The 23,703-nt window shown below is 26.4% G+C and carries 21 protein-coding genes; 2 read left to right on the forward strand and 19 right to left on the reverse strand.

The window, feature by feature from the left end; all coding sequences use genetic code 11:
* Window positions 1–6 precede the first annotated feature (6 nt).
* From BN346_RS13895 to rsmH, 16 genes are all read right to left on the reverse strand, one after another.
* The gene (locus tag BN346_RS13895; RefSeq protein ID WP_040329395.1) at window positions 7–594 is read right to left on the reverse strand and encodes a DivIVA domain-containing protein; all 588 of its coding nucleotides are present in this window, start codon (window positions 592–594) and stop codon (window positions 7–9) included.
* 15 nt (window positions 595–609) lie between these two features.
* Complete coding sequence (locus tag BN346_RS13900) at window positions 610–1,386, reverse strand: YlmH family RNA-binding protein (protein WP_040329396.1); 777 nt, start codon at window positions 1,384–1,386, stop codon at window positions 610–612.
* Between the two features lie 3 nt (window positions 1,387–1,389).
* Entirely contained in the window at window positions 1,390–1,665 is a 276-nt protein-coding gene (locus tag BN346_RS13905; protein WP_040329398.1) for a YggT family protein, read from the reverse strand.
* An 11-nt stretch (window positions 1,666–1,676) separates the two neighbouring features.
* On the reverse strand, window positions 1,677–2,144 hold the full coding sequence (locus BN346_RS13910) for a cell division protein SepF (RefSeq protein WP_040329400.1): 468 nt from the start codon (window positions 2,142–2,144) through the stop codon (window positions 1,677–1,679).
* 15 nt (window positions 2,145–2,159) lie between these two features.
* Window positions 2,160–2,831, reverse strand: a complete 672-nt coding sequence (locus tag BN346_RS13915) for a YggS family pyridoxal phosphate-dependent enzyme (protein ID WP_040329401.1) — start codon at window positions 2,829–2,831, stop codon at window positions 2,160–2,162.
* 113 nt (window positions 2,832–2,944) lie between these two features.
* Window positions 2,945–3,646 carry a DUF881 domain-containing protein gene (locus BN346_RS13920; RefSeq protein ID WP_040329402.1) on the reverse strand — a complete coding sequence of 234 codons (702 nt, stop codon included), beginning with the start codon at window positions 3,644–3,646 and terminating at the stop codon, window positions 2,945–2,947.
* A gap of 10 nt (window positions 3,647–3,656) precedes the next feature.
* The gene (locus BN346_RS13925) at window positions 3,657–3,998 is read right to left on the reverse strand and encodes a small basic family protein (protein ID WP_040329403.1); all 342 of its coding nucleotides are present in this window, start codon (window positions 3,996–3,998) and stop codon (window positions 3,657–3,659) included.
* A gap of 21 nt (window positions 3,999–4,019) precedes the next feature.
* Complete coding sequence (locus tag BN346_RS13930; RefSeq protein ID WP_040329404.1) at window positions 4,020–4,736, reverse strand: DUF881 domain-containing protein; 717 nt, start codon at window positions 4,734–4,736, stop codon at window positions 4,020–4,022.
* 19 nt (window positions 4,737–4,755) lie between these two features.
* Window positions 4,756–5,544: a cell division protein FtsQ/DivIB gene (locus tag BN346_RS13935; RefSeq protein WP_040329406.1), complete on the reverse strand. Its 789-nt coding sequence runs from the start codon at window positions 5,542–5,544 to the stop codon at window positions 4,756–4,758.
* Between the two features lie 436 nt (window positions 5,545–5,980).
* Window positions 5,981–7,093: a stage V sporulation protein E gene (spoVE, locus tag BN346_RS13940; RefSeq protein ID WP_040329407.1), complete on the reverse strand. Its 1,113-nt coding sequence runs from the start codon at window positions 7,091–7,093 to the stop codon at window positions 5,981–5,983.
* Window positions 7,094–7,206: 113 nt separating this feature from the next.
* Window positions 7,207–8,160 (reverse strand): phospho-N-acetylmuramoyl-pentapeptide-transferase, encoded by a 954-nt coding sequence (gene mraY / locus BN346_RS13945; protein WP_040329408.1) that lies wholly within the window; start codon window positions 8,158–8,160, stop codon window positions 7,207–7,209.
* Entirely contained in the window at window positions 8,161–9,549 is a 1,389-nt protein-coding gene (locus tag BN346_RS13950) for a UDP-N-acetylmuramoyl-tripeptide--D-alanyl-D-alanine ligase (protein ID WP_040329409.1), read from the reverse strand. It lies immediately after the preceding gene.
* A 3-nt stretch (window positions 9,550–9,552) separates the two neighbouring features.
* Window positions 9,553–11,001, reverse strand: a complete 1,449-nt coding sequence (locus BN346_RS13955) for a UDP-N-acetylmuramoyl-L-alanyl-D-glutamate--2,6-diaminopimelate ligase (RefSeq protein WP_040329410.1) — start codon at window positions 10,999–11,001, stop codon at window positions 9,553–9,555.
* A gap of 249 nt (window positions 11,002–11,250) precedes the next feature.
* Window positions 11,251–13,440 (reverse strand): stage V sporulation protein D, encoded by a 2,190-nt coding sequence (locus tag BN346_RS13960; protein ID WP_040329411.1) that lies wholly within the window; start codon window positions 13,438–13,440, stop codon window positions 11,251–11,253.
* Window positions 13,441–13,679: 239 nt separating this feature from the next.
* Window positions 13,680–14,180, reverse strand: coding sequence for an FtsB family cell division protein (locus BN346_RS13965; RefSeq protein ID WP_051540422.1), 501 nt, complete (start codon window positions 14,178–14,180; stop codon window positions 13,680–13,682).
* Window positions 14,181–14,207: 27 nt separating this feature from the next.
* Window positions 14,208–15,131: a 16S rRNA (cytosine(1402)-N(4))-methyltransferase RsmH gene (gene rsmH / locus BN346_RS13970; protein WP_040329412.1), complete on the reverse strand. Its 924-nt coding sequence runs from the start codon at window positions 15,129–15,131 to the stop codon at window positions 14,208–14,210.
* Between the two features lie 828 nt (window positions 15,132–15,959).
* Here rsmH and ychF point away from each other — a divergent pair.
* Window positions 15,960–17,057 carry a redox-regulated ATPase YchF gene (ychF, locus tag BN346_RS13975; protein WP_040329413.1) on the forward strand — a complete coding sequence of 366 codons (1,098 nt, stop codon included), beginning with the start codon at window positions 15,960–15,962 and terminating at the stop codon, window positions 17,055–17,057.
* A 68-nt stretch (window positions 17,058–17,125) separates the two neighbouring features.
* Here ychF and BN346_RS21740 read toward each other — a convergent pair whose 3' ends face one another.
* Window positions 17,126–17,299 (reverse strand): hypothetical protein, encoded by a 174-nt coding sequence (locus tag BN346_RS21740; RefSeq protein ID WP_158644498.1) that lies wholly within the window; start codon window positions 17,297–17,299, stop codon window positions 17,126–17,128.
* Window positions 17,289–19,580 (reverse strand): AAA family ATPase, encoded by a 2,292-nt coding sequence (locus tag BN346_RS13980; protein WP_040329414.1) that lies wholly within the window; start codon window positions 19,578–19,580, stop codon window positions 17,289–17,291. The genes BN346_RS21740 and BN346_RS13980 overlap by 11 nt, the downstream gene beginning before the upstream one ends.
* Window positions 19,581–20,241: 661 nt before the next feature.
* Between BN346_RS13980 and BN346_RS13985 the strand changes: the two genes are divergently transcribed.
* Complete coding sequence (locus tag BN346_RS13985; protein ID WP_040329416.1) at window positions 20,242–20,670, forward strand: hypothetical protein; 429 nt, start codon at window positions 20,242–20,244, stop codon at window positions 20,668–20,670.
* A gap of 41 nt (window positions 20,671–20,711) precedes the next feature.
* Here the strand turns inward: BN346_RS13985 and BN346_RS13990 are convergent, their stop codons facing one another.
* Window positions 20,712–23,258, reverse strand: a complete 2,547-nt coding sequence (locus BN346_RS13990) for a cation-translocating P-type ATPase (RefSeq protein ID WP_040329418.1) — start codon at window positions 23,256–23,258, stop codon at window positions 20,712–20,714.
* Window positions 23,259–23,703: the final 445 nt, after the last annotated feature.

A 23,703-nucleotide genomic window follows, 5' to 3' on the forward strand; every position in this document is an offset into this window, starting at 1 on the left:
ATAATGTTACTCATTTGCAAAAAAACTTTTTATTTCTTGTAACTCTTCTAAATCATAAGCGATTTCTTCAGTATTCATTTCTATTTCCTTAGGTGTTTCTTCTAAGGCTTCATCTATAGTTGTTGAAATGTTGTAATTTTTATCAAAATCTCTCTCTAAAGTTTCAAACATCTCAATTTGACTTGTCATAAAGTTTCTAAATTTTGTTCTAAATTTCAAAAACTCTTGTTTTGTTTTGTCAAAATCATCATTTACTTGAAGAACATCATTATGTGCTTTATCTAAAATCTTCTTACCAGTTTCATTTGCATTCTTAATTATTAAAGTAGCCTCATTTTCAGCAGTAGTTTTAGCTTGTTCTGCTGCATTTTGAGCTAATAATAAAGTACTTTGTATTGTACTCTCTATTTTAGAATAATGCTCTAACTTATCTTGAAAAACTGATATTTTCTCTTTTAGTGTTGCATTTTCTTTGTAAACTGCTTCATAATCTTCTGCTATCTTTTCTAGAAATTCATCTACTTCATCTGGACTATATCCTCTCATAACTCTCTTGAACTCTTTGTTATTAATGTCCATTGCAGTTAACTTCATATCTTTCACCTCTAATTATTTGTACTTTTTTATAGAAAGCTTTGTCCTATCACTTTTTGTTTTATTAATAATACTTCCTATTTTAAACTTACCATAACCTCTAACAGTTATTATATCATTTTCTACTATATTTTTATCTTTTTTATTTTCTTGTATATAATTTACAAGAACTTTTCCACCATCTAACATTTCCAATGCATTGCTTCTGGAAATATTACATAAAGAACTTATAATATTATCTAATCTTAAAGATGTAACAATAATAGATTTTTCTTCATACTCTACCTTAGGTACATCTTTCAATCTATCATCTAAGATAGTAACCTCACAAGGACATTTTCCTATGCTACTTAAATTGTTTTTTATAAACTCTGATATATCTTCAACTACTGGAACATATGCATAGTTATCTTTAACTATTAAATCCCCTAAAAGTTCACGTTTTATTCCTAACGCCATAATGGAACCTAAATAATCCTTGTGCTTTAGTTCTTTAAACTTAGATTTATTTTTTATTCTTATTATATTTATTGGAAAGTATTCATAAGTTTCATAATTGCAAAGTGAAATCATTGCTCTATCAAACTCTTCAAAACCTCCATCACAATACACTTTTAAATCTAAATTGTTCTCAATGCTTTTTAATTTTTCATAAAGACTACAATATGTAAAAAACTTAAAGTAGATTACTGTATTTGTCTTTTGTGCTAATATAACTTTATCATAAAGCTTACTTATAATATCTTTATCAAAATCTTTAAAATATCTAAAAAAACTATCTTTCGTAATCATAATTTAAAATATCTTAAAAAGTACAGTAATTATTATTTGTTCTATAAGATAAATTAAAAAGTAAGCAATAATTGGTGAAAAATCCAAAACAAATCCTTTAAAAATCATATCATTTAATTTTTCACAAGGTTCCATAATTGGTCTAGTTACCATTCTAACAATGTCCCACACTTTGCTATTTCTTCCATTTGGAACCCAACTTAATAAAACTTCTATAAGAATAGCAAATTTTATTACTTCAAAAAACATTGTTACTATATTTATTAAAAGTGTTGTCATTTAAACCTCCACTATCTTTGTAAACCAAAAAGGCCTTTACTAGATAATTCATTTTTTAAATCATTTGTAACTTCTACATTAGATGGACAAAGTATAAACACACCTTTTTCTACTTGTTGTAAATCTCCTTCTAGAGAATATACTCCCCCTATTAAGAAGTCTAAAATTCTTTGACCTATTTTTTGTTCTATACCATTTATATTAACAAGAACAATTTTTCTGCTCTTTAAGTTATCTACAATTGATTTAGCTTCATCATAATTTTGTGGTTTTATTATAACTACTTTTGCTGCAGTTGCTGTGTGTATATTTACTATTTTATTTTGCTTCTTATTTGTTCCAAAATTCTCTATGTCTAGTTCAGAATACTCTTCCACTGGTTCCTCTGTTGCAGCAACCTCATCAAATTCATCATCTATATCATCTTGTACTCCTATGCCTAATGCATTAGTAACTTTATCCCATATTTTTCCTTCCATTTTTTAAATTACCTCCTAATTATTATTTAAATCATAGTTTCTTTTACCAAATATCTTAGATCCTAATCTAATCATATTGCTTCCTTCTTCTATTGCATATTCATAATCTCCACTCATCCCAATGGATAAATACTCCATAGATATATTTTTAAATTCTTTATTTGTGAGATTATCAAATATCTCTTTCATTTTTTTAAAATAATATCTACAACTTTCTTCATTGCCTTTAGGAATAGTGGCCATTAAACCCTTAACTTTCACAAAGTTACATTTTTCAACTTCAGATATTAATTCATCTAAATCTTCTATGTTTAATCCTGTTTTTGCTTCTTCTTTACCAATGTTTATTTGAATCAATACATCTGCAACTTTGTTACATTTAGAAAATTGCTTTTCTATTTCATTCAAAAGTTTTATACTATCTAAAGAATGTATTAAATATACTAAATTAGGTAAATACTTTACTTTATTTGTTTGTAAATGTCCTATTAAATGCCATTTTATATCTTCTGGTAATTTATCGTATTTATTTAAAAGTTCTTGAACTTTATTTTCACCAAAATCTCTACATCCCACATCATAAACTTTTTTAATATCTTCAACAGTTTTTGTTTTAGATACTGCTATTAATTTAATTTCTGATGGAAGTTCTTTTTTTATTATGTTATAATTTTCTGCAATTGACATTTTCAAACCTCCTTTAACTATAGGCTTTATATATAATTAATAATTTAAAATAACTTGTTTAATATATTCTGCATTTAAATATAAAATCCTCTTATTTTAAATATTTTTTAATATCATTTTCCTGTGGCATCTTTTAAATATTTAGAAGTAATTATTCCATTATATCCTGGTATTTCTACATTAGATAATGTTTCTATTTCTACATAACAATTTCTTCTTTGTAATGCTTTTATGTGATTTTCTTGAGTTTCAATATAATTTTCAATAACATTTTTATTACCGATTGCAGTTATATAAAAAGGTGCTACTATTTTTATTCCATTTAAATCAATATTGGATCCTGCACACAATCCATATGTATTATAAATAACTCTATGATCATTAACAGCAATAGCCTCAGCCCCTGCATTTCTAAGTTCATTTATAACCTTAACTATATCAGCATCATGTATAATTGAATTTTTATTTTCCATTTGCGGTGAGTCATTTAATGTAATTTTTATGCCTTCACCTTTAACTTTTGTAGTTCCTAAAACCACTCTATTATTTTCTAATTCCTTATCAATTTCTTTAAACACTTCATAATTATGTTTAGATCCTTGTTCATACTTTTCTATTTTATCATTTAATTCATCCATTTGATTTTGAAGTGCAATTATATCTCTGTGTAGTGTAGCCTTCTCGTTATATGCAGCTTCATATTGTTCCATATCTAAATATTTGCTATTTTCTCCTATTTCAATATTCATAGAAATTAAAACTCCTACAATTATGGATCCTATGAATATGAATATAGTAGCTTCATTATTTCGCACCTAAATCACCTCAATTATGGAATTTAGCTTTGTCCATAAGTAATCTTCTTATTATAGCAAAATTGTTGAAAATTCTTCCTGAAAATACTACAAGTGCAGCTAGATATATAGGAATTCCTAATTTTTCTCCTAAGTAAACCATTATTCCTGCCAAAAGTGCATTTCCAAAAAAACCCGATATAAATATATCTCCTTTAAAGTTCTTATTTAAAATTGCTCTTAACGCCCCAAATACTGAATCTATACAAGCAAATATTGCTACAGATATATAAGGCGAAAATTTTACTGGTATATTTATATTAAATATAACACCCAATATTATTCCTAGAGCTAATCCTATAAATACTATCATTTAATCACCTCTTATTTATTCTTATTCAGCTTCTTCTAAATAATCAAATTTTTGATTGGTACTATTTTTCTTTATAAGAACCTCATCCTTTAATTCGTAATTTATATCACATATTTTTTGAAGAGTACTTGGTATAGCACCTGGAAAATTTATAGCTTGTTCTAAAAGCTTTTTACTTCCAATTGCTTTTATTACTATACGTGATGTTGGAGATATTCTTTCATTATTTATAACTATACTCTTACTTCCCGCATTTCTTATTCCACTTCTTGCTGTAAGTCTTATATCATTTATAGATATAGCTTCTGCATCTGCTGCATTTAATTCATTTACTATTCCTAATAGTTCTATATCATTTACAGGCATAGCTTCTATATTATTATTAAACATATTACTTTTAGGGTTTATATATATAATTATTCCCTCACCACTTACATCCACACTACCAGTCTGCAACCTACTTTGTTGCAATTCTTCTAATATCAATGTACTTTCTTCACTTTTTCCTGCTGCTGCTTCTTCAAATTCTTTTGACTTTTGTGTTAATGCATCAACTTGCTTTTGCAAGTCCTCTTTTTGCTTTTTTAAATGCTCATTTTCTACAAGAATTTCACCATTATTTTGTGACTGATCATTTACTACATTTCGTTTATTAACAGTTTTTATTTGAACAGTGATTAAAAAAGCCAATACCATACATATGCTTCCTACTATAAGTTGGTTAGTTATTTTTTTCACCTTTACTTTTATCCTCCTATTATTTTTTATATATTACAGGGTTTCCATTAAAACTTACATCAACATACCCTTTCATTCCTTTTAATTGATCACTTTTTAGTATGTTCAAAGCCTTCATAAGTTTATTATTTATATCTTCTTGAGTTCCTATTTTTATATATAAGTCACTACTACAGTAAAGTTTAATATCTATAAAATTTGATAATTCAATAGATGTTATTTTTCTCTCTTCTTTCTCGTTGTAATTATATATTTCATCACATAATTCATTTAACAGATTAATTCTATCTTCATTTTCAAAAGTTATTAATTCTCCAACCTTACTCTTACTAATGTCTAAATCTTTTACTTCAATTAAATTATTGTTTTTTATTTCTGAAGTTTTCTCCAGTATTCTTCCTTCATTGTCTATAATATAAAATTCTTTATTAAAATTAGTATAAAAAGTTGCCTTTCTTTCACTAATTTCTACTTTTATTTTATTTGGAAGTTTTCTCTTTACTTTTACATTTACTATATATGGATTTTTCAGTATATTATTGATAGCATTTTTAGTTTTTATAGTAAAAATATTAGAACCTACTGCAATATGAGACGAAGCTATTATTTCTTCTTTTGTTACATTTTTGTTACCAATAATTTGTAATGATGTAACATTAAATATGGTGAGCTTTAAACATAATGTTACTAGCACACTTACTAGTATTATTATACAAGCCATCATTCGTTTTCTTGCTTTGGTTCTTTTCTTTTTAATTAATAATTGTTCTTTATTTTCTAAAATAGAACTTTTATTTCCATTTACCATTATTCCACACTCATCCTAAAATTTATTTGTATATCAATATTATAAATAAATTCTATCTTTTAGTAAAATAAAATTAAAACCTTATTATATAATTTTTAATATACACATTTTACATAAAATTCTCCTTAACTATATATTACAATATTTATGGGTATTTTTAAATTCTATTTGTAAAATTTTCTCCTTTAAATTTATATTTTTATATGCTTTTTATTCAAAACATTTACCATCAATTAACATACCAATTAAAAACATTATCTTTATTTAAAATATATGATAATTCAAAGCTATATTACATCATCTTACTATATATTTTAAATAAATGAAAGTTTAAATATAACTTAGTATTAGTATTTTTTATATTTATTATTTAAATAAATAAAACCTCTCTATTTTAAATTTAGAAAGGTTTCATTTTATATAGATTTATATTTAATTATATTCCTTGATAATTGTTCTGTCTTGTAATATTTAAAAGTATTCCCATGGCTGCCATGTTTATAACTAATGAAGAACCCCCATAACTTATAAATGGCAATGGAACTCCTGTTGTTGGCATAGATACTGTAACAACAGCTATATTTATTAATGCTTGGAATGTTATTATAGCTACTATTCCTGTTGATAACATCATTGCATAGACATCTTTAGAACGTAATATTGTAACTAATCCTCTCCATAAAAACATTACAAATAATACAATTACAAATAAACATCCTAAAAATCCCAGTTCTTCACCTATAATGGCAAATATAAAGTCTGTATGAGGTTCAGGTATATAAAAGCATTTTTGCCTTGATTGTCCTATTCCTACACCTGTAAGACCTCCTGAGCCTAATGCTAGTAATGATTGTATAAGTTGATAACCATCACCTTGAGCTGATTCCCATGGATTTAAAAACCCTGTTATTCTTCTAGCTCTATATGGTTCAAGAATTATTCCTGTAATTCCGCCCAAAACAACTACTGTTCCAAGTGCAAAAACTTTTTTCAAATCTATTCCTGCCACTATTAACATTGTAGTAGCAACTAAAATAGTTATCATTGTAATACTAAGATTTTTTTCTGCTAAAATTAATCCTGCATAAACACATGTTACAGCTAGACAAGGAAATAACCCCTGTTTAAATTCTTTAATCTTTTCACCTTTTCTATCTATATACATAGCTAGAAATAATACCACAACATATTTGGCTATTTCTGATGGTTGTAAATTACCAAGTGGTCCTAAACTTATCCATCTTCTCGCACCATTTATTGGTGGAAATAGGAAAACTAGCAATAATAGTATTATGGTTAAAATCATTAACTTTCCTGTATGTTTTTTATATATGTGATAATCTATGTTCATAGTTATAATCATTGCTATAGTTCCTATAACCGCCCAACTAAGTTGCTTCCAAAGATAGAACTCTGCATTATTACTATTAAATGCTGCAGAATAAGAACTCGCACTATATACCATCAACACACCAAATGATGTTAATGTCAAAATTATAGCAAAAAGTACAAAATCAATTTCCCCTAGTCGTTTCTTGGTTTTTCTCATATTTTTTCCCCCAATACTATTTTACTCATATTAAAATAATTATTTGAGGATAATTTTAAACTGTAGCTCCTCAATTTGTATATATTGTTATACGTAATTAAGTTAATATGATTTTAAGGTGTAATTGATAAGAATCCTATTAAACATAATGCCACTGTAATTATAGAAAATACTGCTACTATCTTACTTTCATGCCATCCACATAGTTCAAAATGATGATGTAATGGTGACATCTTAAATACTCTTTTACCAGTTAATTTAAAAGATGTAACTTGAATTACTACTGACAAAACTTCTACTGCATAAATTCCGCCAACTATTAGTAATAAAAATTCTAATTTTAATACCATTGCAATTGCACCTAACGCTCCACCTAGTGCTAAAGATCCAGTATCACCCATAAAAATTTGTGCCGGGTAAGAATTGTATCTTAAGAACCCAAGTAATGCACCAGCTAAAACTCCACAGAATATTGCTAAATTATAATAACCTAGTCCAAAGCTAACTAATGCAAAGAATGTCATTACTAAAAGTGTTATTGATGTTGCTAATCCATCTAGTCCATCTGTTAAATTAACTGCATTTGTAGCAGTTGTGAAATATAAAACTATAAATGGGATAAATAAAGGTCCTAAATCAATAGTTTTACCAATAAAAGGAATTATTATATCTGTTCCAATAGTTCTTGATGAATAGTATCCAAGAAATATTGAAAAAGCTACTAATAATATCATTTTTTGATACGCTTTTAATCCTTCATTATGTTTATGAATTATTTTAAGTCCATCATCAAGCATTCCTACTACACCAAATCCTACTAATGAAATAAGTGCTATTGTTGCTTCTGGTTCTACATTCTTAAGTATTATAAGCATAGTTATTATTGTTGCTATTATAAATATTAGTCCGCCCATAGTTGGTGTACCAGCTTTTTTCAAATGGCTTTTAGGTCCTTCTTCTCTTATACTCTGTCCAAATTTAAACTTTGTTAATAATGGGATTAGTAGTGGTGATAAAAGTAAAGAAATTAAAAATGCTATTAATACTGAATATATAACTTTACTCATCTATATCCCCTCCTTAATTTTTAAATCTTTGATTTCATTTACGATACTTTCAAATTTCATTGATCTTGAAGCTTTTACTAAAACAATATCATTTTCTCTTATTTTGTTATTTAAGAAGTTTATTATATCTTCTTTATTTTCAAAGCTATAGAAATTCTCACTTCCAAATCCAACTTTAAAATCATTTGAAAATTCTCCAGTAGTAATTAAGAAATCAACCTTTTTATCTTTTGCATATTTTCCTATTTTCTCATGAGCAGAAGGAGCTTCATTACCTAATTCTTTCATTGTACCTAATACAGCAAACTTTCTTGAACCATTTAAATTCATAAGTACATCAATAGCAGCTTCCATAGAATCAGGACTAGCATTGTATGCGTCATTTACTATAGTAAAATTATCACATTTTACTATGTCTAACCTCATTGATGTAGCTTCCAAATTCTTTAATCCTTTATTTATTTGTTTATAATTCATATTTAATTTTTTTCCTACAGCAATAGCTAATAGTGAATTTAAAACATTATGTTTTCCTAAGGCATTAACCTCAAAATTCTCATCAATTTGTAAATTATTTTCTAAAATCTTAAACTTTATATTTTCTTCACCTATAATTATGTCACAAGCTTTAAAATTATAATCACTTTCTATACCAATTTTTTCAATTTTATATTCATGACTTTCTACTTGTGATAATAAATCATTATCGCCATTAACTATAAGTAAATTTTCATTTGTAAAGAAATCAGTTATTTCCATTTTTGCTTTTAATATATTTTCTCTAGTTTTTAAATTTTCAATATGTGATATACCTACATTCGTTATAACTGCTATATCTGGTCTTGCAACTTTAGAAAGCCTATGAATTTCATCTAAATTGCTCATACCAAGTTCTAATACAGCTACTTCATAAGATTTATCTAATTCAAAAACCATAAGTGGAAGACCTACTTCATTATTAAAATTCCCTTTAGTTTTAAAAACCTTATATTTTTCCTGTAATACTGCAGCAATTAAATCTTTAGTTGAAGTTTTCCCTGTAGATCCAGTTATTCCAACAACTTTTATATCTAGTTTTCTTCTGTAATATTCAGCTAAATCTTTTAAAGCTTCTCTTGTGTCCTTAACTAATATTATTGAAGTATTTTCATTTATATTCTCTTTTTTAAAATTTTCTTTATGAATTATTAAAAGTTCAGCACCACTTTTAGCACAGTTTTCTAAATAATCATGCCCATCAAAATTTTCACCTTTTAATGCAAAGAAAATATCACCTTTTTTAATTTTTCTACTGTCTATAGTTACATTATTAAAACTTTCTGTAGTTCCTTTAAAAACTAAATTTCCTTTTGTCGCATCTATAATTTCATTAATAGATAAGTGTTCCATGAATTACTCCAACTCCTTTATAATCTCTTCTATAACTTCTCTTTCGTCAAAATGAATTGTTTTATCTTTTAACACTTGATAATCTTCATGACCTTTTCCAGCAACTACTATAATATCATTCTCATTTGCAATTTTCATAGCATGTTTTATAGCATCTCTTCTATTTTCAATAATTATATAATTATCTTTTTTTATTCCTGCTTTAACGTCATCTATTATTTGTAATGGTTCTTCACTTCTTGGATTATCTGATGTTAATATTGCTATATCACTAAGTTCTGATCCTATTTTCCCCATTATAGGTCTCTTAGTTTTATCTCTATCACCGCCACATCCAAATACAGAAATTAATCTTCCTTTAGCTAATTCTCTAACTGATTTTAAAACATTTTCTAGTCCATCTGGTGTATGCGCATAATCCACTATAACATCGTATCCTAAGTTATGATTTAATGTAACTATTTCACATCTTCCTGGAACTTGTATATTTTTCAATCCTTCTCTAATATTTTCTACTGTAGCCCCTTCTTCTAATGCTGCTATTATTGATCCTAATGCATTATAAACATTGTATTTTCCTGGAACACTAAGTTCTATTTTCTCATCTTTTCCATTTATATTAACTGTAAACTCCATTCCTCTTGAATGTAATCTTAAATTTTCAGCCTTAAATGTTGAGTTTTCATCTATAGAATATGTTAATACTTCATTTCCTAATTTCTCCACTACAGTTTTCCCATATTTATCATCTATGTTAACTATGGAAGTATTACTTTTTTTAAATAATTTTAATTTTGCATTGAAATAATTCTCGAAAGTTTTATGAAAATCTAAATGGTCTTGTGTCAAATTAGTAAAAATACCTTCACTAAAGTTCACATTATAAACTCTATCTAATTCTAATGAATGTGAAGAAACTTCCATAATACAATGTGTAACGTCATTTTTTACCATTTTGTTAAATATTGCTTGAAGTTCTAATGACTCTGGAGTTGTCCTTTCACTTTTTAGCTTTTCCGCACCTATATAATTTGCTATAGTTCCTATTAAACCTACTTTGTATCCACATTTTTCTAATATAGATTTCATCATAAATGTAGATGTGGTTTTCCCATTAGTCCCTGTTATTCCTATTATTTTTAATTTTTCACTAGGATTGTCATAATAATTAGATGCTGCAACAGCTAATGCTTTTCTAGTATCCTCAACTTTTATAACAATAACATTTTCATTTTTTATATCTATGTCCTTTTGAACAACAATCGCTAAAGCTCCATTATTTATAGCAGAATCTATATACTTATGACCATCTACATTAAACCCTTCTATACAGAAGAACATGTCATCTTTCGAAATTTTTCTTGAATCATATTGGATATTTTTTATACAGCAGTTTTCATCGCCTTTTAAAATTTTAAATTCTATATTATTTAAAAGCTTTGATATTTCCATATTTACAACTCCTTCAACCCTTATGTATGTTTATATGTAAAATTTATATTTTTAACTTTCAATAACTACTTAGATAATAAATTTATCTTTTTTAATTGGATTTAATTTTTATTTATCTATAGCATGGCAATAGGTAGCATACACACTTCTTGTATGCTACCATATAAATTTACTAACATATATATTTATACACCATATATACAAGGTTATCAATAAAATTTGATCTATTTTTATTTACAAATCCAGATCCTATTCTGTGCTAGGTGCCAAATGAATCGTTATTGTAGTACCTTTTTGTGCAGTTTTCCCTTTTGAAATACTTTGATCAGTTATAGCACCCTCACCTTGAAATTCGAACTTTAGTCCAAGATCTGTTAGTATTTTTTTTGCATCTTCAATACTGAATTTAGTAAGATCTGGAACTACTACAATATCTCCCTCATTTCCCTCGTCACCTAGTTCTATAATTATTTCTGTATTTTCTTTAACTACATATCCAGGCTTAGGATTTATATCCTTTATATAACCACCATCTCCATCTAATCTATATTTTAAATTACTATCTTTTAAAATTTTAAATGCATCTTCCTTTTTTAATCCTCTGATTTCTGGTATTGATACATCCTTTAATTTACCTTTTTCTGAATCTATACTATACTCTGGATCTAATGATAAATAATTTGCTAAATCTGTAAATATCATTTTACCCACAGGTGCAGCTATTTGACCTGCATAATATAAAGATGGATCTGGCTCATCAATTGATACAAAAACTGTAACTTTAGGATTATCCGCTGGCATCATTCCTGCAAAAGATGCTATATATTTGCCACTAGCATAAACTCCATTTTGAACTTTTTGAGCTGTTCCAGTTTTACCACCAATTTTATATCCTTCAACATATGCCTTAGAACCTCCACCATTTGAAACAGTTTGTTCTAAATGTTCTCTCATCTCTTTCATTGTTTCTTCTTTAAAAACATTTTTTTCTACTTTCCCATCATAACTTTTATCTACAACTTTTTTTCCATTTTCATCATAATGTACAATTTCTTTCATAACATGAGGTGTTATTAAATTTCCTCCATTTGCAATGGAATTGAAAGCTTTCATATATTGCATTATTGATAATGTATTACTTTGCCCAAAAGAAATTGTTGCAACGTCAACGGTTGTCATATTGTCTGGTGTTTTTATAATTCCTGATGCCTCTCCTGGTAAATCTACTCCTGTTTTTTGTCCAAATTCAAATTTTTTAATATACTTGTATAAATTATCTTTTCCAAGTCTTTCACCCAGCGTCATAAATCCTACGTTACAAGAATTCTTTATTATACCTTCAAAGTCAAGTTGACCATGTCCAGATCTTTTCCAGCAGTGTATATTTCTACCACCAATCGTCAAAGAACCTCCACAATTAAAACTATCCTTTTCTTTAACGTTTCCTGTTTCTAATGCCGCAACAGCCGTTACAACTTTAAAAATTGATCCTGGTTCAAATGTATCACTTACAGCTCTATTTCTCCATAATTTTTGTGTTTCTTCATCACTTAATCCTTCTTGCCAAGGTGTGTTTAAATTATAATCTGGTTTATTCGCAAGTGCTAATATTTCACCATTGTTAGGATTCATAACAACTACCGATACTGCCTTAGCACTATTATCATTTAATGCTTGCTGTGCAGCTTTATCAGCAAAAAATTGAATATTCTCGTCTAATGTTAATATTACATCCCTACCATCTACAGGTTTTGAATAGTCAGATATACTATAAGGTATGTTACTTGTTTTCGCATTTAATTCATCTACTTTTATTCCTGGAACTCCTGATAAATATCTATTATAATATAATTCTATTCCAGTAAGTCCATCGCCATCAGAATTTGTATGCCCTAAAATATGTGATGCAAAATTATTATGTGGATAATATCTTTTCGTATCTGGTGTTACTACAAAACCTACTAATCCTTTTTTTTCTTTATACAGATTTATTTTGTCTACTGTTTCTTTTTCAACTCTTCTTTTTAAAATAGCACTTCCCATTTGCTTACCATTTGGCAATCTTTGGGTCATTATTTTAAAAACCTTTTCTTTGTCCATTTCTAATATTTCTGATACATCTTTAGCTATATCTTCCATAGTTAATTTTTGTTCTTCTAATGATTTTCTAAGTGCATTTAAATCTAAATCTACTCTATATACATTTGCACTTACTGCAAGTTCATTTCCATCTCTATCTAATATTCTTCCTCTTTTTGCATTTACTCTCACATCATTAGTCCATTGAACAATTCCCTTGCTTTTGTATTCATTGCTCTTATTTATCATAATATAGCTAAGTCTAAACGATAAAGCTATAAACCCTATAAAAGCTATTGAAATAAGAAATACTATTCTTCGTCTTGCTTTTATCCAGTCTCTTAATTCTGATTTTCCCATAATCATTCCCCCATAAATTCGATAATGATTATTCGTTAAACATATTTTTTTATCCTCTCTCATTACAAATATTTTCATTTTTTTATTTTTATACTTGTAGATAATATTAATTTTTTCTATATGTTTAATTCATCTTAGCTTTCATCGTTTTTTATGGCAATTTTTAAGAATATAATTAAGGCCCTATAAAATTATATAATAATTGTTCATAGAGCCTCATCTTCTTTTACTATAGATTTTTAAAATAATATTTTCTTTATTTTCGATATAATACTATTAGAGTTTGATTTGTTAGTATCACTTTTAGAACTTGGTTTTTCAGCATTATTATCTATGACATTAGTTAAACCAACATACATAGCTTTTTGCGCATCAGGTTTTACCATTTTTAATTTATTTATAGCTATATCTTCTATATAACTTAAATTATTTAATTTTAATAATTGAACTTTCATAGATTCATTTTCTGCTTTTACATTATGAATCTCAGTTTTAATATTATTAATTTTTATTTGATTGTTATAAATAATAGAATATCGAAATAAAACTGCAGTTATAACTACAAAACCTATTGCCATATTTCTAATGAAGCACAATTTGTTTTTTACAATTCTTTGCTTGTCTACTTTTCCCCTATTATTTTTGTCAGGGTTTTGGTGTCTAACTTTTTTTTCTACTGCTACATTGGATTTTAATGCATTACTTCCAGATATAGTGTTATTGTTTTTTTCTACTACCATTTTACTCCCCCTATAGTATTTTTAGAACTAAATTTTCTCTGCAATTCTTAATTTTGAACTTTTACTTCTTGAATTATTTTCTCTTTCTTCATCACATGGTTCTATAGGCTTTCTTGTTATTAATTTTATTTTTGGTTTTTTATTACATACACACATTGGTAATTCTTTAGGACATTCACAAGGATCGTTTAATTCTCTAAACTTATTTTTTACAATTCTATCTTCCAAAGAGTGGAATGTTATTATTGCTATTCTTCCATTCTTGTTTAACATTTCTACAGAATCTTCTATTGCTTTATTTAATATCATAAGTTCTTTATTAACTTCAATCCTTATTGCTTGAAATGTTCTTTTAGCTGGATGTCCACCGTCTCTTTTATATTTTGAAGGTATAGCTGCTATTACTATATCAGCTAATTGTAAAGTTGTATTTATAGGTCTTCTATTTACTATAAAATTGGCTATTCTTTTAGCAAATTTTTCTTCTCCAAAACTTTTTATAACATCAGCAAGTTCTTCTTCACTATAATCATTTACAACATTGTAAGCTGAAAATTCGCTTTCTCTATTCATTCTCATATCTAAAGGAGCATCTTTCATATAGCTAAATCCTCTTTCTGCATTATCTAACTGATATGATGATACACCTAAATCCATTAATACTCCGTCAACTTTTTCTATATTTAAACTTTCTAATATTTCTTTTATATTGTAAAAATTATTATGAACATAAGTTACATTGTCATAATCCTTTAGCTTTTCATTTGCTGCTTTTAAAGCATCTTCATCTTGATCTATTCCAATAAGCCTTCCTTTACTTGAAAGTTTTTTTAATATTTCACTTGAGTGACCTGCTCCTCCTAATGTACAGTCAACATATATGCCATCTTCTTTTATGTTTAGTCCATCTATACATTCATTTAATAAAACTGAAACATGTTTAAATTCCATTGTAATATCTCCTTTTAAATTTTTTCTAAAGGTAAGCTTTTCTTATGTTTAAAACTAACTTAATTTACTTAATACTAACTAATTGTAAAAGATATCATTTATTATATCGTCTACTTATAGTATTTTTTTATATTTAAAACACTAGTTTCTTACTCTTTTATGTTTTATAATACATTATCTATATTGTTTTTATTTATTCACTTTTATATACTTTAAAATAAAATTTAAAGTATATATTTGTTATGCAATATTATTTCTTTATTTGCTTTTTAATAATGTTAATATCAATACCTTATTATCACCAATTAATAGTTTTAATATGATAAATAGTAATTTTGAGACAATAATTTTGTTATTTATCTCATTCTCAATTGATAAATAACAATTAATATATTCATCGAAAAGAAAAGAAAAAAATTTAACTCTATTAAATATTTATATCATAATTTATTCTATGAGTACATATAAATTCCTTTAAAATCTTCAAAGTTTTAAAATTTATTTTTTGCCATATACTTGTTTTTTTCGCATATGAGATTAAAAAAAATGTAAAAATATCCATTTTAATTGTATTTTATATTTTCCATATTTTTATTGTATTTTCTTTACAATATTTTTTTAAATTTATATTGTTTACCTTTTGTTGAAATAAATTTTGTTCTAGAGTATAATTTTAAAAGAGTTTAAATGTAGAAAAATAATATACTTTGTGTTAAACAAATTAATACTTAATTAATTTTAAGTATTAATTTGTTATTGTAATAAGTTTTAAACAATATATATTATTTATTATTAAATGTGTAGTTAAAGAAAGGATAGATTTTACATATGAAATTAGGAATAGTAGGATTACCAAACGTAGGAAAAAGTACTCTTTTCAATGCTATAACTAAAGCTGGAGCAGAGTCTGCTAATTATCCATTTTGTACAATTGAACCAAATGTAGGTGTAGTTAGCGTTCCCGATAAAAGATTAGATGTACTTGAAAAAATGTACAACACTAAAAGAAAAGTTTATACTGCAATTGAATTTTATGATATAGCTGGACTTGTTAGAGGTGCTAGTAAAGGTGAAGGACTTGGAAATAAATTTTTATCTCATATAAGAGAAGTTGCATCTATAGTTCATGTTGTTAGATGTTTTGAAGATGAAAATATAGTTCACGTAGATGGTTCTGTTGATCCAATAAGAGATATTGAAACAATAAACCTTGAATTAATATTTTCAGATTTAGAAGTATTAGATAGAAGAATGGAAAAATCATTAAAATTAGTTCGTTCTGGAGATAAAACTGCTAAATTAGAGTATGAATTAATGGAAAGAATAAAAAAACATCTTGAAGAAAACAAACCAGTTAGAACACTTGATGTTTCTGAAGATGAAAGCGAATTTGTAAAAAGTTTATTCCTTATAACATCTAAACCAGTGTTATATGCATGTAACATAAGTGAAGATGATTTAATGAGCGGTAACTTAGAAAATGATTTAGTAAAAAAGGTAAAAGCATATGCTGAAGCTGAACATTCTGAAGCTATGGTTATATGTGCAAGACTTGAAGAAGAACTTTCAACTCTTGAAGATGATGAAAAGCTTTCTATGCTTGCAGAGTATGGTCTTGAAGAGTCAGGACTTGATAAACTTATAAGAGCTAGTTATAAATTATTAGGACTTATGAGTTATTTAACTGCTGGTGTTCAAGAAGTTAGAGCTTGGACTATAAAAAATGGAACAAAAGCACCTGCTGCTGCTGGTAAAATCCATAGTGATATAGAAAGAGGATTTATAAGAGCAGAAGTTGTATCTTATGATAAACTTGTAGAATGTGGTTCTGAACCTGCTGCTAAAGAAAAAGGATTCTTTAGACTTGAAGGTAAAGATTATATAATGCAAGATGGAGATGTTGTTAACTTTAGATTTAACGTTTAATCTTTATAAGAAAAATATAATATAAAACTAAAAAAGAAATGGAAAGGTATCAATACCTTTCCATTTCTTTATTTATCTAGAAATTTTTTAAACTTTTTTAACTTATACAAATTAATTTTATATTTTTTATCATGTTTTAAATCTTTTATCGTAACTGTTGGTTTTTTTCCCATTTTAGCTTTCACTTTCATATTGTTAACTCTAACAGTTATATCCATATTATTAGAGTGATTATTTTTCATTGTATTTTAAAAACTCCTTTTGCATAGATTCCTTAACTTTATCTATATTTATGGAGCTCTTATCCATAAGAACTTTTATAGCATCATCTATACATTCCATAGTGTAAATATTAAAATCTCCATTTTGTATAGCTTCTTCAACTTCTTTAGAGAGCACTAAATCATTTTTATTTGAGAAAGGTATTAATACTCCTTTATTTTTTATGGAATCGACATTTTTACATACTTTAAAAAATCCTTCAATTTTTTCATTAACTCCACCTATAGGTTGTATTTCTCCAAATTGATTAATGGATCCTGTTACAGCTATATTTTGTTTAACTGGAATTTTAGTTATAGATGATAACATACAAATAACTTCACCAACTGATGCACTATCCCCATCAACAATTCCATATATTTGTTCAAAATTCAAGTGAAAATCAACTGGTATCTTTTTATAACCACCAACTAAATTGTTTATATAACCATTTAAAATACTTATTGCTTTATCATGAATTTTCCCACTTAGATTTCCTTCTCTTTGAGCATGAATTATTGTGCCATTTCCCTTATAACAATTACATGTTATTCTAATAGGTCTTCCAAAACTTATATATCCTATATCTATAACTGACAACCCATTTACTTGACCAACTTCACTACTATCAACTTTAATTAAATTTCGCTTCTCTTTGTAACTATTCATAACTTCTTTTTCCATTATTTCTTCATTGTATGCTATTTTTATTATTTCCTCACAATCAATTTTGTCCTTTTTATTTCTTTCTGAATCATTCTTAGCTAACAAAATTAAATCTTTTATTATTTCTGTATCAAAATACATTTTATCTCTACTTTCACATTTTCTACATAAATACTTTCCTATTTCACTTATAGCCTCTGTAGTAATTTCCCCTACATTATTTTGCTCACAACAATCCATTATTTCCCTTAATAATGCTTCTTTAGACATTTTATCTAACCCTATTAGTGGATTGCATTCAGCTCTAATTTTAAATATCTTTTTAAATTCTTCATCATTATTGTAAAGCACATCATAAAACTCATAATTACCTATCAAAATAACTTTTGTTACAGCTTTAATAGGTTCTGGTTTTAATCCACCTAAAGCTAATAATTCAAGATATCCTTTATTATAATCCAAATCAACCTTTTCACTTAATAATACCTTTTTTAAATAGTAATATGATTGTGGATTACTTAAAAGACTATTAATTCTTATAATAAGACATCCTCCATTAGCTTTTAAAAAACTTCCTGCTTTAATTAAGGATACATCAGATATATATACTCCATTATGATTTTCATACTCTATACTTCCAAGTAAATTATTTAAACTTGGATCTTCCTCAAATATAACTGGTGGAGATTTTTTATCTGAGTTATCTACTATAACATTTATCATATATTTAAATATTATTTCATTTATTTTATCTTCATCTTCATCATAATCTATATTATAATTTTCCAATAATTCTTCTAACATTTTCTCTATAATATATATTAAATAATTTTGTGCTTCCACATCTTGATCTAATATTTTTATACATTCTTCTTCTTCTATTTTCATTATTCCATATAAATATTCTTCCATAATCTCTTTTACTTTTTCTAATTCATGAGATTCAATATCTTTTAAATCTTCTAGTATTTCTTTAGTTTTTATTTTAAGTTCATTTACTTTTGTTATCATATCTTCTTTTTCTTGCTCATCTAGTTTGTCATATTCGTCTTCTGTCATTTCTTTTTCTTCGCTTAAAGGAATAAATGTAAACCCCTCTTCACTTGTTCTTATATCAAATCCACTGTTTTTTGATATACTTATAAGTTCACATAACATATCACTTCTTTTTTTCTGAATTTTACCCACTAATTGTTCTTTTTCTTTACTTATTGAACTTGTATAAAATTCAAATGTTTTATCTGCAATTGTATTTTGTATATGCTCTAATAATTCTTTAAAAACTTTTCCTTTTCCATTAGCTACAAGTAGAGGTATAGGTTTTTTTATATCATCCTTTATAACATAACATATATCTTTAGGTGCTTCTTCGCTTTTTAATATTTCATTTACATATTTCATTATACTTTCAACATTACTTTTTGAATAATCATCTATTAAATATACATTATACCCTTGATTCTTTATCTCTATTGCAGTTTTTATCTTATTATATGCTATATCATATTGTGGTAGCATATCAATGCTATCCTTTAACTTAACTTTTTCCATATCAAATTTAAAAACCACTTCTTTTGGAGTCAACTTTCTTCTCATCATAACCTCCCATGAATAAATCGCTTATTATATTACTATTCTTAACAGGAAACTTTTGGAACAAATTTATAAATTTAAAAAATAATTTATTATACTTATAATTTATGTTCTATATTTTATGTATATATTTTATTGTAATTTAATATGCTATATATATATTTTATTTTAATATTTTTTAAAATTACAAATACATTTATAGGGTTACAAGTTCAAATTAATATTTTCATCAAATGATACTATTAAGTTTACAGTTTATTCTATTATAATGTTGGGAACCAAATAAAAAGTAAGAGTGAAGAGTGAGAAATTTTTATAAGAATTGATTTTTAAAACTGATACTTCAGTTTTATCTTTAATTGTTCACCGTTATTTGTGCAACACTTTAAATTGCTCTTTCTAAATTAGAATAAGACTAATTTAATTTTTCAACTTGTATTCTTATCTAAGCTTTAATTGCATTCATATTTATCTATAGTATTTAAGCTTAATCTATTGTATACTTATATGTTGTATAGAATTTTTAATTTAAACTTGTGAATTACTTAAAGTTTCGATATAATATTTTTATCATTGTTATTTTAGTGAGTTAAATTTTTATTATAAAAATTTAATCACTTTTATTATGAATTTATAGATTTTTACTGAAAAGGAGTTATTTTTTATGGGATTTAAAGATAAGTTATCTCAAAGTTATACTAATGCTTACTTAAATAGATATGGTGACAGACTTACTCAAATTCAAGGAAGAGTATTATCTGTAAAAGTTGAGGAAAAAAGCTTTTTAGGTATTATAAGAACTTTAACAGCTTTAATTGTTGTTAAACCAGTATCATCTTCTGGTGTTAGTACTTGTTACTACAAGAAAAAGAAATGGTTTAAAAAGCCTACTTTTATGAACCTTTCACAAGGACATTCTGTAATAGTTCAAGGTTTAAAACCTGATAAAAAGAAGAAGAAAAAGAAGAAATATCAAGAATATTTATCTGTTGTCAACATTGTTAATATGACAAATAGGTCTGAATTAGTTCCATCAAACGGTGAAATACCAAAGAAACTTCAAAAGACTAAAGTTGATAGAAGATATAAATAAAGTAGGAGATTTTTATTTTAAAATCTCCTACTTTATTTTTATTATCTTCTTTTTTTATGTCCTATATAAATGTATAAGCTATTAACCATAGCAATTGTTCCTGAGAAAAAAGCTATAATAAGCCATTGTCCTAAGTTTAATGCAACAGTGTGGAATATATTTTGAAATACTGGTATGTAAATAATACATACTAATGATAAAAAGGAAACTAAAACAGCCCCTAGTAAATACATATTAGTAAAAGGATTTATTTCAAATAATGAATATCTTTCTGATCTACATTCAAATACATGCACAAGTTGAGACATTATAAGTGTACCTAGTGCAATAGTTCTACATACTTCTAAATCCATTCTATAATACTTTCCTGCAATAAAAGCCATTACTGTGCATATTCCAATTAAAGTACCTCTTAATAGTATTTTTTCCTTTAATCCTCCTGCAAATATGCTTTCATCTCTCTTTCTAGGTTTTTGCATCATTATATCACTATCTCCTGGATCAACACCTAACGCTATAGCTGGAAGTCCATCTGTAACTAAATTTACAAATAATATTTGTATTGGTAATAATGGAGATTCTAAATAAAATAATGATGATAAAAACATTGTTAAAACTTCACCTAAGTTACATGATAATAAATATCTTATAAATTTTCTTATATTATCATAAATCTTTCTACCTTCTTCTACAGCTGCAACTATAGTAGAATAATTATCATCTAATAAAATCATAGCTGCTGCTTCTTTTGTAACATCTGTTCCTGATATCCCCATTGCAATTCCTATATCAGCCTCTTTTACTGCTGGTGCATCATTTACACCATCACCACTCATTGCAACTATATGACCCTTTTTCTTAAACATTTTTACTATTCTAAGTTTGTGTTTAGGACTTACTCTTGCAAATACTCTATATTTATCTATATTTGCTTTTAAATCATTATCTGAAAGCTTGTCTAGTTCTTCGCCTGTAATAACTTCATTTAAATCCCCACATATTTCTAAGTCTTTACCTATTGCATATGCAGTATTTTTATGGTCACCTGTAATCATTATTGGCTTTATTCCCGCTAACTTACATTCTATTACAGAATCTCTAGCTTCCTTTCTTGGAGGATCTATAATTCCAGCTATACCTACAAGTACTAATCCACTTTCCAATGAGTTATCATTTTTTACTATATTTTCAGTTTTATATGCACCAGCAATACATCTTAATGCATCATATGACATTTGATCTATAGCTTTTTCTACTGTTCTTTTATGATTAATAGTTAATGGTTCTATTTTTCCCCTTACTAATATATGTGTGCATTTTTTCATTACCATTTCTGGTGCACCTTTAACATAACAAGTTTCTTTTCCGTTTTCTTCAACTACAACTGACATCATTTTTCTTGTAGAATTAAATGGTATTTCATAAGTTCTCTTAGCTTTAGATATAAACCTTTGTAAAGTTTTTGGTTCATTGAAAAATGCTTTTATTAGTGCTGTTTCTGTTGGATCACCAATTAAACATTTTTCTAAGTTTATATCTTTAAAATTGTAATCACAATCATTACAATAAACAAATGTTTTTATAATTAAATCATTTATATCATTAAATTCATCTCTTATTTTTTCATTAAAATATACTTTTTTTACTATCATTTTATTTTCTGTAAGAGTTCCTGTTTTATCTGTGCATATTACTGAAGTACATCCCAACGTTTCAACTGCCGGTAATTTTCTTACAAGTGCTTTTCTTTGAAGCATTCTTGATACACCTAAAGCTAATGCTACTGTAACTATAGCAGCAAGTCCTTCTGGTATTGCAGCTACAGCTAATGTAACTCCACACAAAAACATTGTATATGGGTCTTGTCCTCTTACAATTCCTAGTATAGTAACTATTGCACATATAACAATACAAACTGCAACTAATATTTTACCTAATGAGTCTAATTTTTCACTTAGCACTGATTTTTCTGTCTCTATGCTATTTAGCATATGTGCTATTTTTCCCATTTCAGTATCCATACCAGTGCAAATTACTTTTGCCACACCTTTTCCAGTTAATACTGTAGTTCCCATAAAAATATTATTTGCACTTTTTTCTTTTGAATTTTTATAGACACCTACTGATTCACCTGTTAATAATGACTCATCTACCATAAAAGAGTTATCTTCAATAAGACAAGCATCAGCTTGTACCTTATCTCCGCTTTCTAATACAATTAAATCTCCTGGTACTAAATACATTGAGTTTACAACCTCAATAGCCCCATTTCTTATTACCTTAGCTGTTGGAGATGCCATTTCTTTTAATGCTTCTAATGACTTTTCTGTTTTGTATTCTTGTACAAAACCTAATATAGCATTCATAAATACTATTATAAGTATGGTTATTGCATCTGCCAAATCTCCCATAAAACCTGATATTATTGTTGCGCCTATTAACACCCAAATTATAAAATCATTAAATTGACTTAAGAATATTTTTATGGCAGAAACTTTTTGCTTATTCTCTAAAACATTTAATCCAAATTGTTTTATTTTTTTCTCTACTTCTTCATTTGTAAGTCCTCTTAATTCTTTATCATACAATCATATCCCTCCTTTTATTCTTGCATAATACAAATATAGGGTTTCAAGTTCAAATTCAAAATAATAGCTTTATCAAATAATACTACCATCCTTACAGTTTATTCCATTATCATATCGAAAACCAAGTAAAAAGTAAGAGTGAAAAGTGAATAGCGATGGTTAATATTATTCATTTCATTCCTAATATTTAAAATATAAATACATAAAAACTAAATTTTTATGTTGTTTTCAAATAATTTGCTCTGCAAATTTAATAAAAATCATTCTTTTAAATTTTGAATCCAATTTTCACCTTAACTTTCTACTATCAATTGTCAATTTTAAAATATAGATTAAAACTTAGAGTTAAAATTCTCAACTAAAACGTTAATTTTTGAAGTTGAGTTCCTATAAATTTGTATTATATTCTTGTATAAAAAGTTTTAAGAAATGTTTATAATTTCTT

The sequence above is a fragment of the Clostridium ihumii AP5 genome, assembly GCF_000612845.1.
GTDB lineage: Bacteria > Bacillota > Clostridia > Clostridiales > Clostridiaceae > Clostridium_J > Clostridium_J ihumii.

Coding starts and splice junctions, on each gene's coding strand:
- rsmH (WP_040329412.1), bottom strand. CDS start 15,131: ATGGAATTTAAACATGTTTCAGTTTTATTAAATGAATGTATAGATGGA.
- spoVE (WP_040329407.1), bottom strand. CDS start 7,093: ATGAGAAAAACCAAGAAACGACTAGGGGAAATTGATTTTGTACTTTTT.
- BN346_RS13965 (WP_051540422.1), bottom strand. CDS start 14,180: ATGGTAGTAGAAAAAAACAATAACACTATATCTGGAAGTAATGCATTA.
- BN346_RS13950 (WP_040329409.1), bottom strand. CDS start 9,549: ATGGAACACTTATCTATTAATGAAATTATAGATGCGACAAAAGGAAAT.
- BN346_RS13895 (WP_040329395.1), bottom strand. CDS start 594: ATGAAGTTAACTGCAATGGACATTAATAACAAAGAGTTCAAGAGAGTT.
- BN346_RS13935 (WP_040329406.1), bottom strand. CDS start 5,544: ATGGTAAATGGAAATAAAAGTTCTATTTTAGAAAATAAAGAACAATTA.
- BN346_RS13900 (WP_040329396.1), bottom strand. CDS start 1,386: ATGATTACGAAAGATAGTTTTTTTAGATATTTTAAAGATTTTGATAAA.
- BN346_RS13925 (WP_040329403.1), bottom strand. CDS start 3,998: ATGATAGTATTTATAGGATTAGCTCTAGGAATAATATTGGGTGTTATA.
- BN346_RS13960 (WP_040329411.1), bottom strand. CDS start 13,440: ATGGGAAAATCAGAATTAAGAGACTGGATAAAAGCAAGACGAAGAATA.
- mraY (WP_040329408.1), bottom strand. CDS start 8,160: ATGAGTAAAGTTATATATTCAGTATTAATAGCATTTTTAATTTCTTTA.
- BN346_RS13985 (WP_040329416.1), top strand. CDS start 20,242: ATGGGATTTAAAGATAAGTTATCTCAAAGTTATACTAATGCTTACTTA.
- ychF (WP_040329413.1), top strand. CDS start 15,960: ATGAAATTAGGAATAGTAGGATTACCAAACGTAGGAAAAAGTACTCTT.
- BN346_RS13915 (WP_040329401.1), bottom strand. CDS start 2,831: ATGTCAATTGCAGAAAATTATAACATAATAAAAAAAGAACTTCCATCA.
- BN346_RS13910 (WP_040329400.1), bottom strand. CDS start 2,144: ATGGAAGGAAAAATATGGGATAAAGTTACTAATGCATTAGGCATAGGA.
- BN346_RS13905 (WP_040329398.1), bottom strand. CDS start 1,665: ATGACAACACTTTTAATAAATATAGTAACAATGTTTTTTGAAGTAATA.
- BN346_RS13955 (WP_040329410.1), bottom strand. CDS start 11,001: ATGGAAATATCAAAGCTTTTAAATAATATAGAATTTAAAATTTTAAAA.
- BN346_RS21740 (WP_158644498.1), bottom strand. CDS start 17,299: ATGAAAAATAATCACTCTAATAATATGGATATAACTGTTAGAGTTAAC.
- BN346_RS13980 (WP_040329414.1), bottom strand. CDS start 19,580: ATGAGAAGAAAGTTGACTCCAAAAGAAGTGGTTTTTAAATTTGATATG.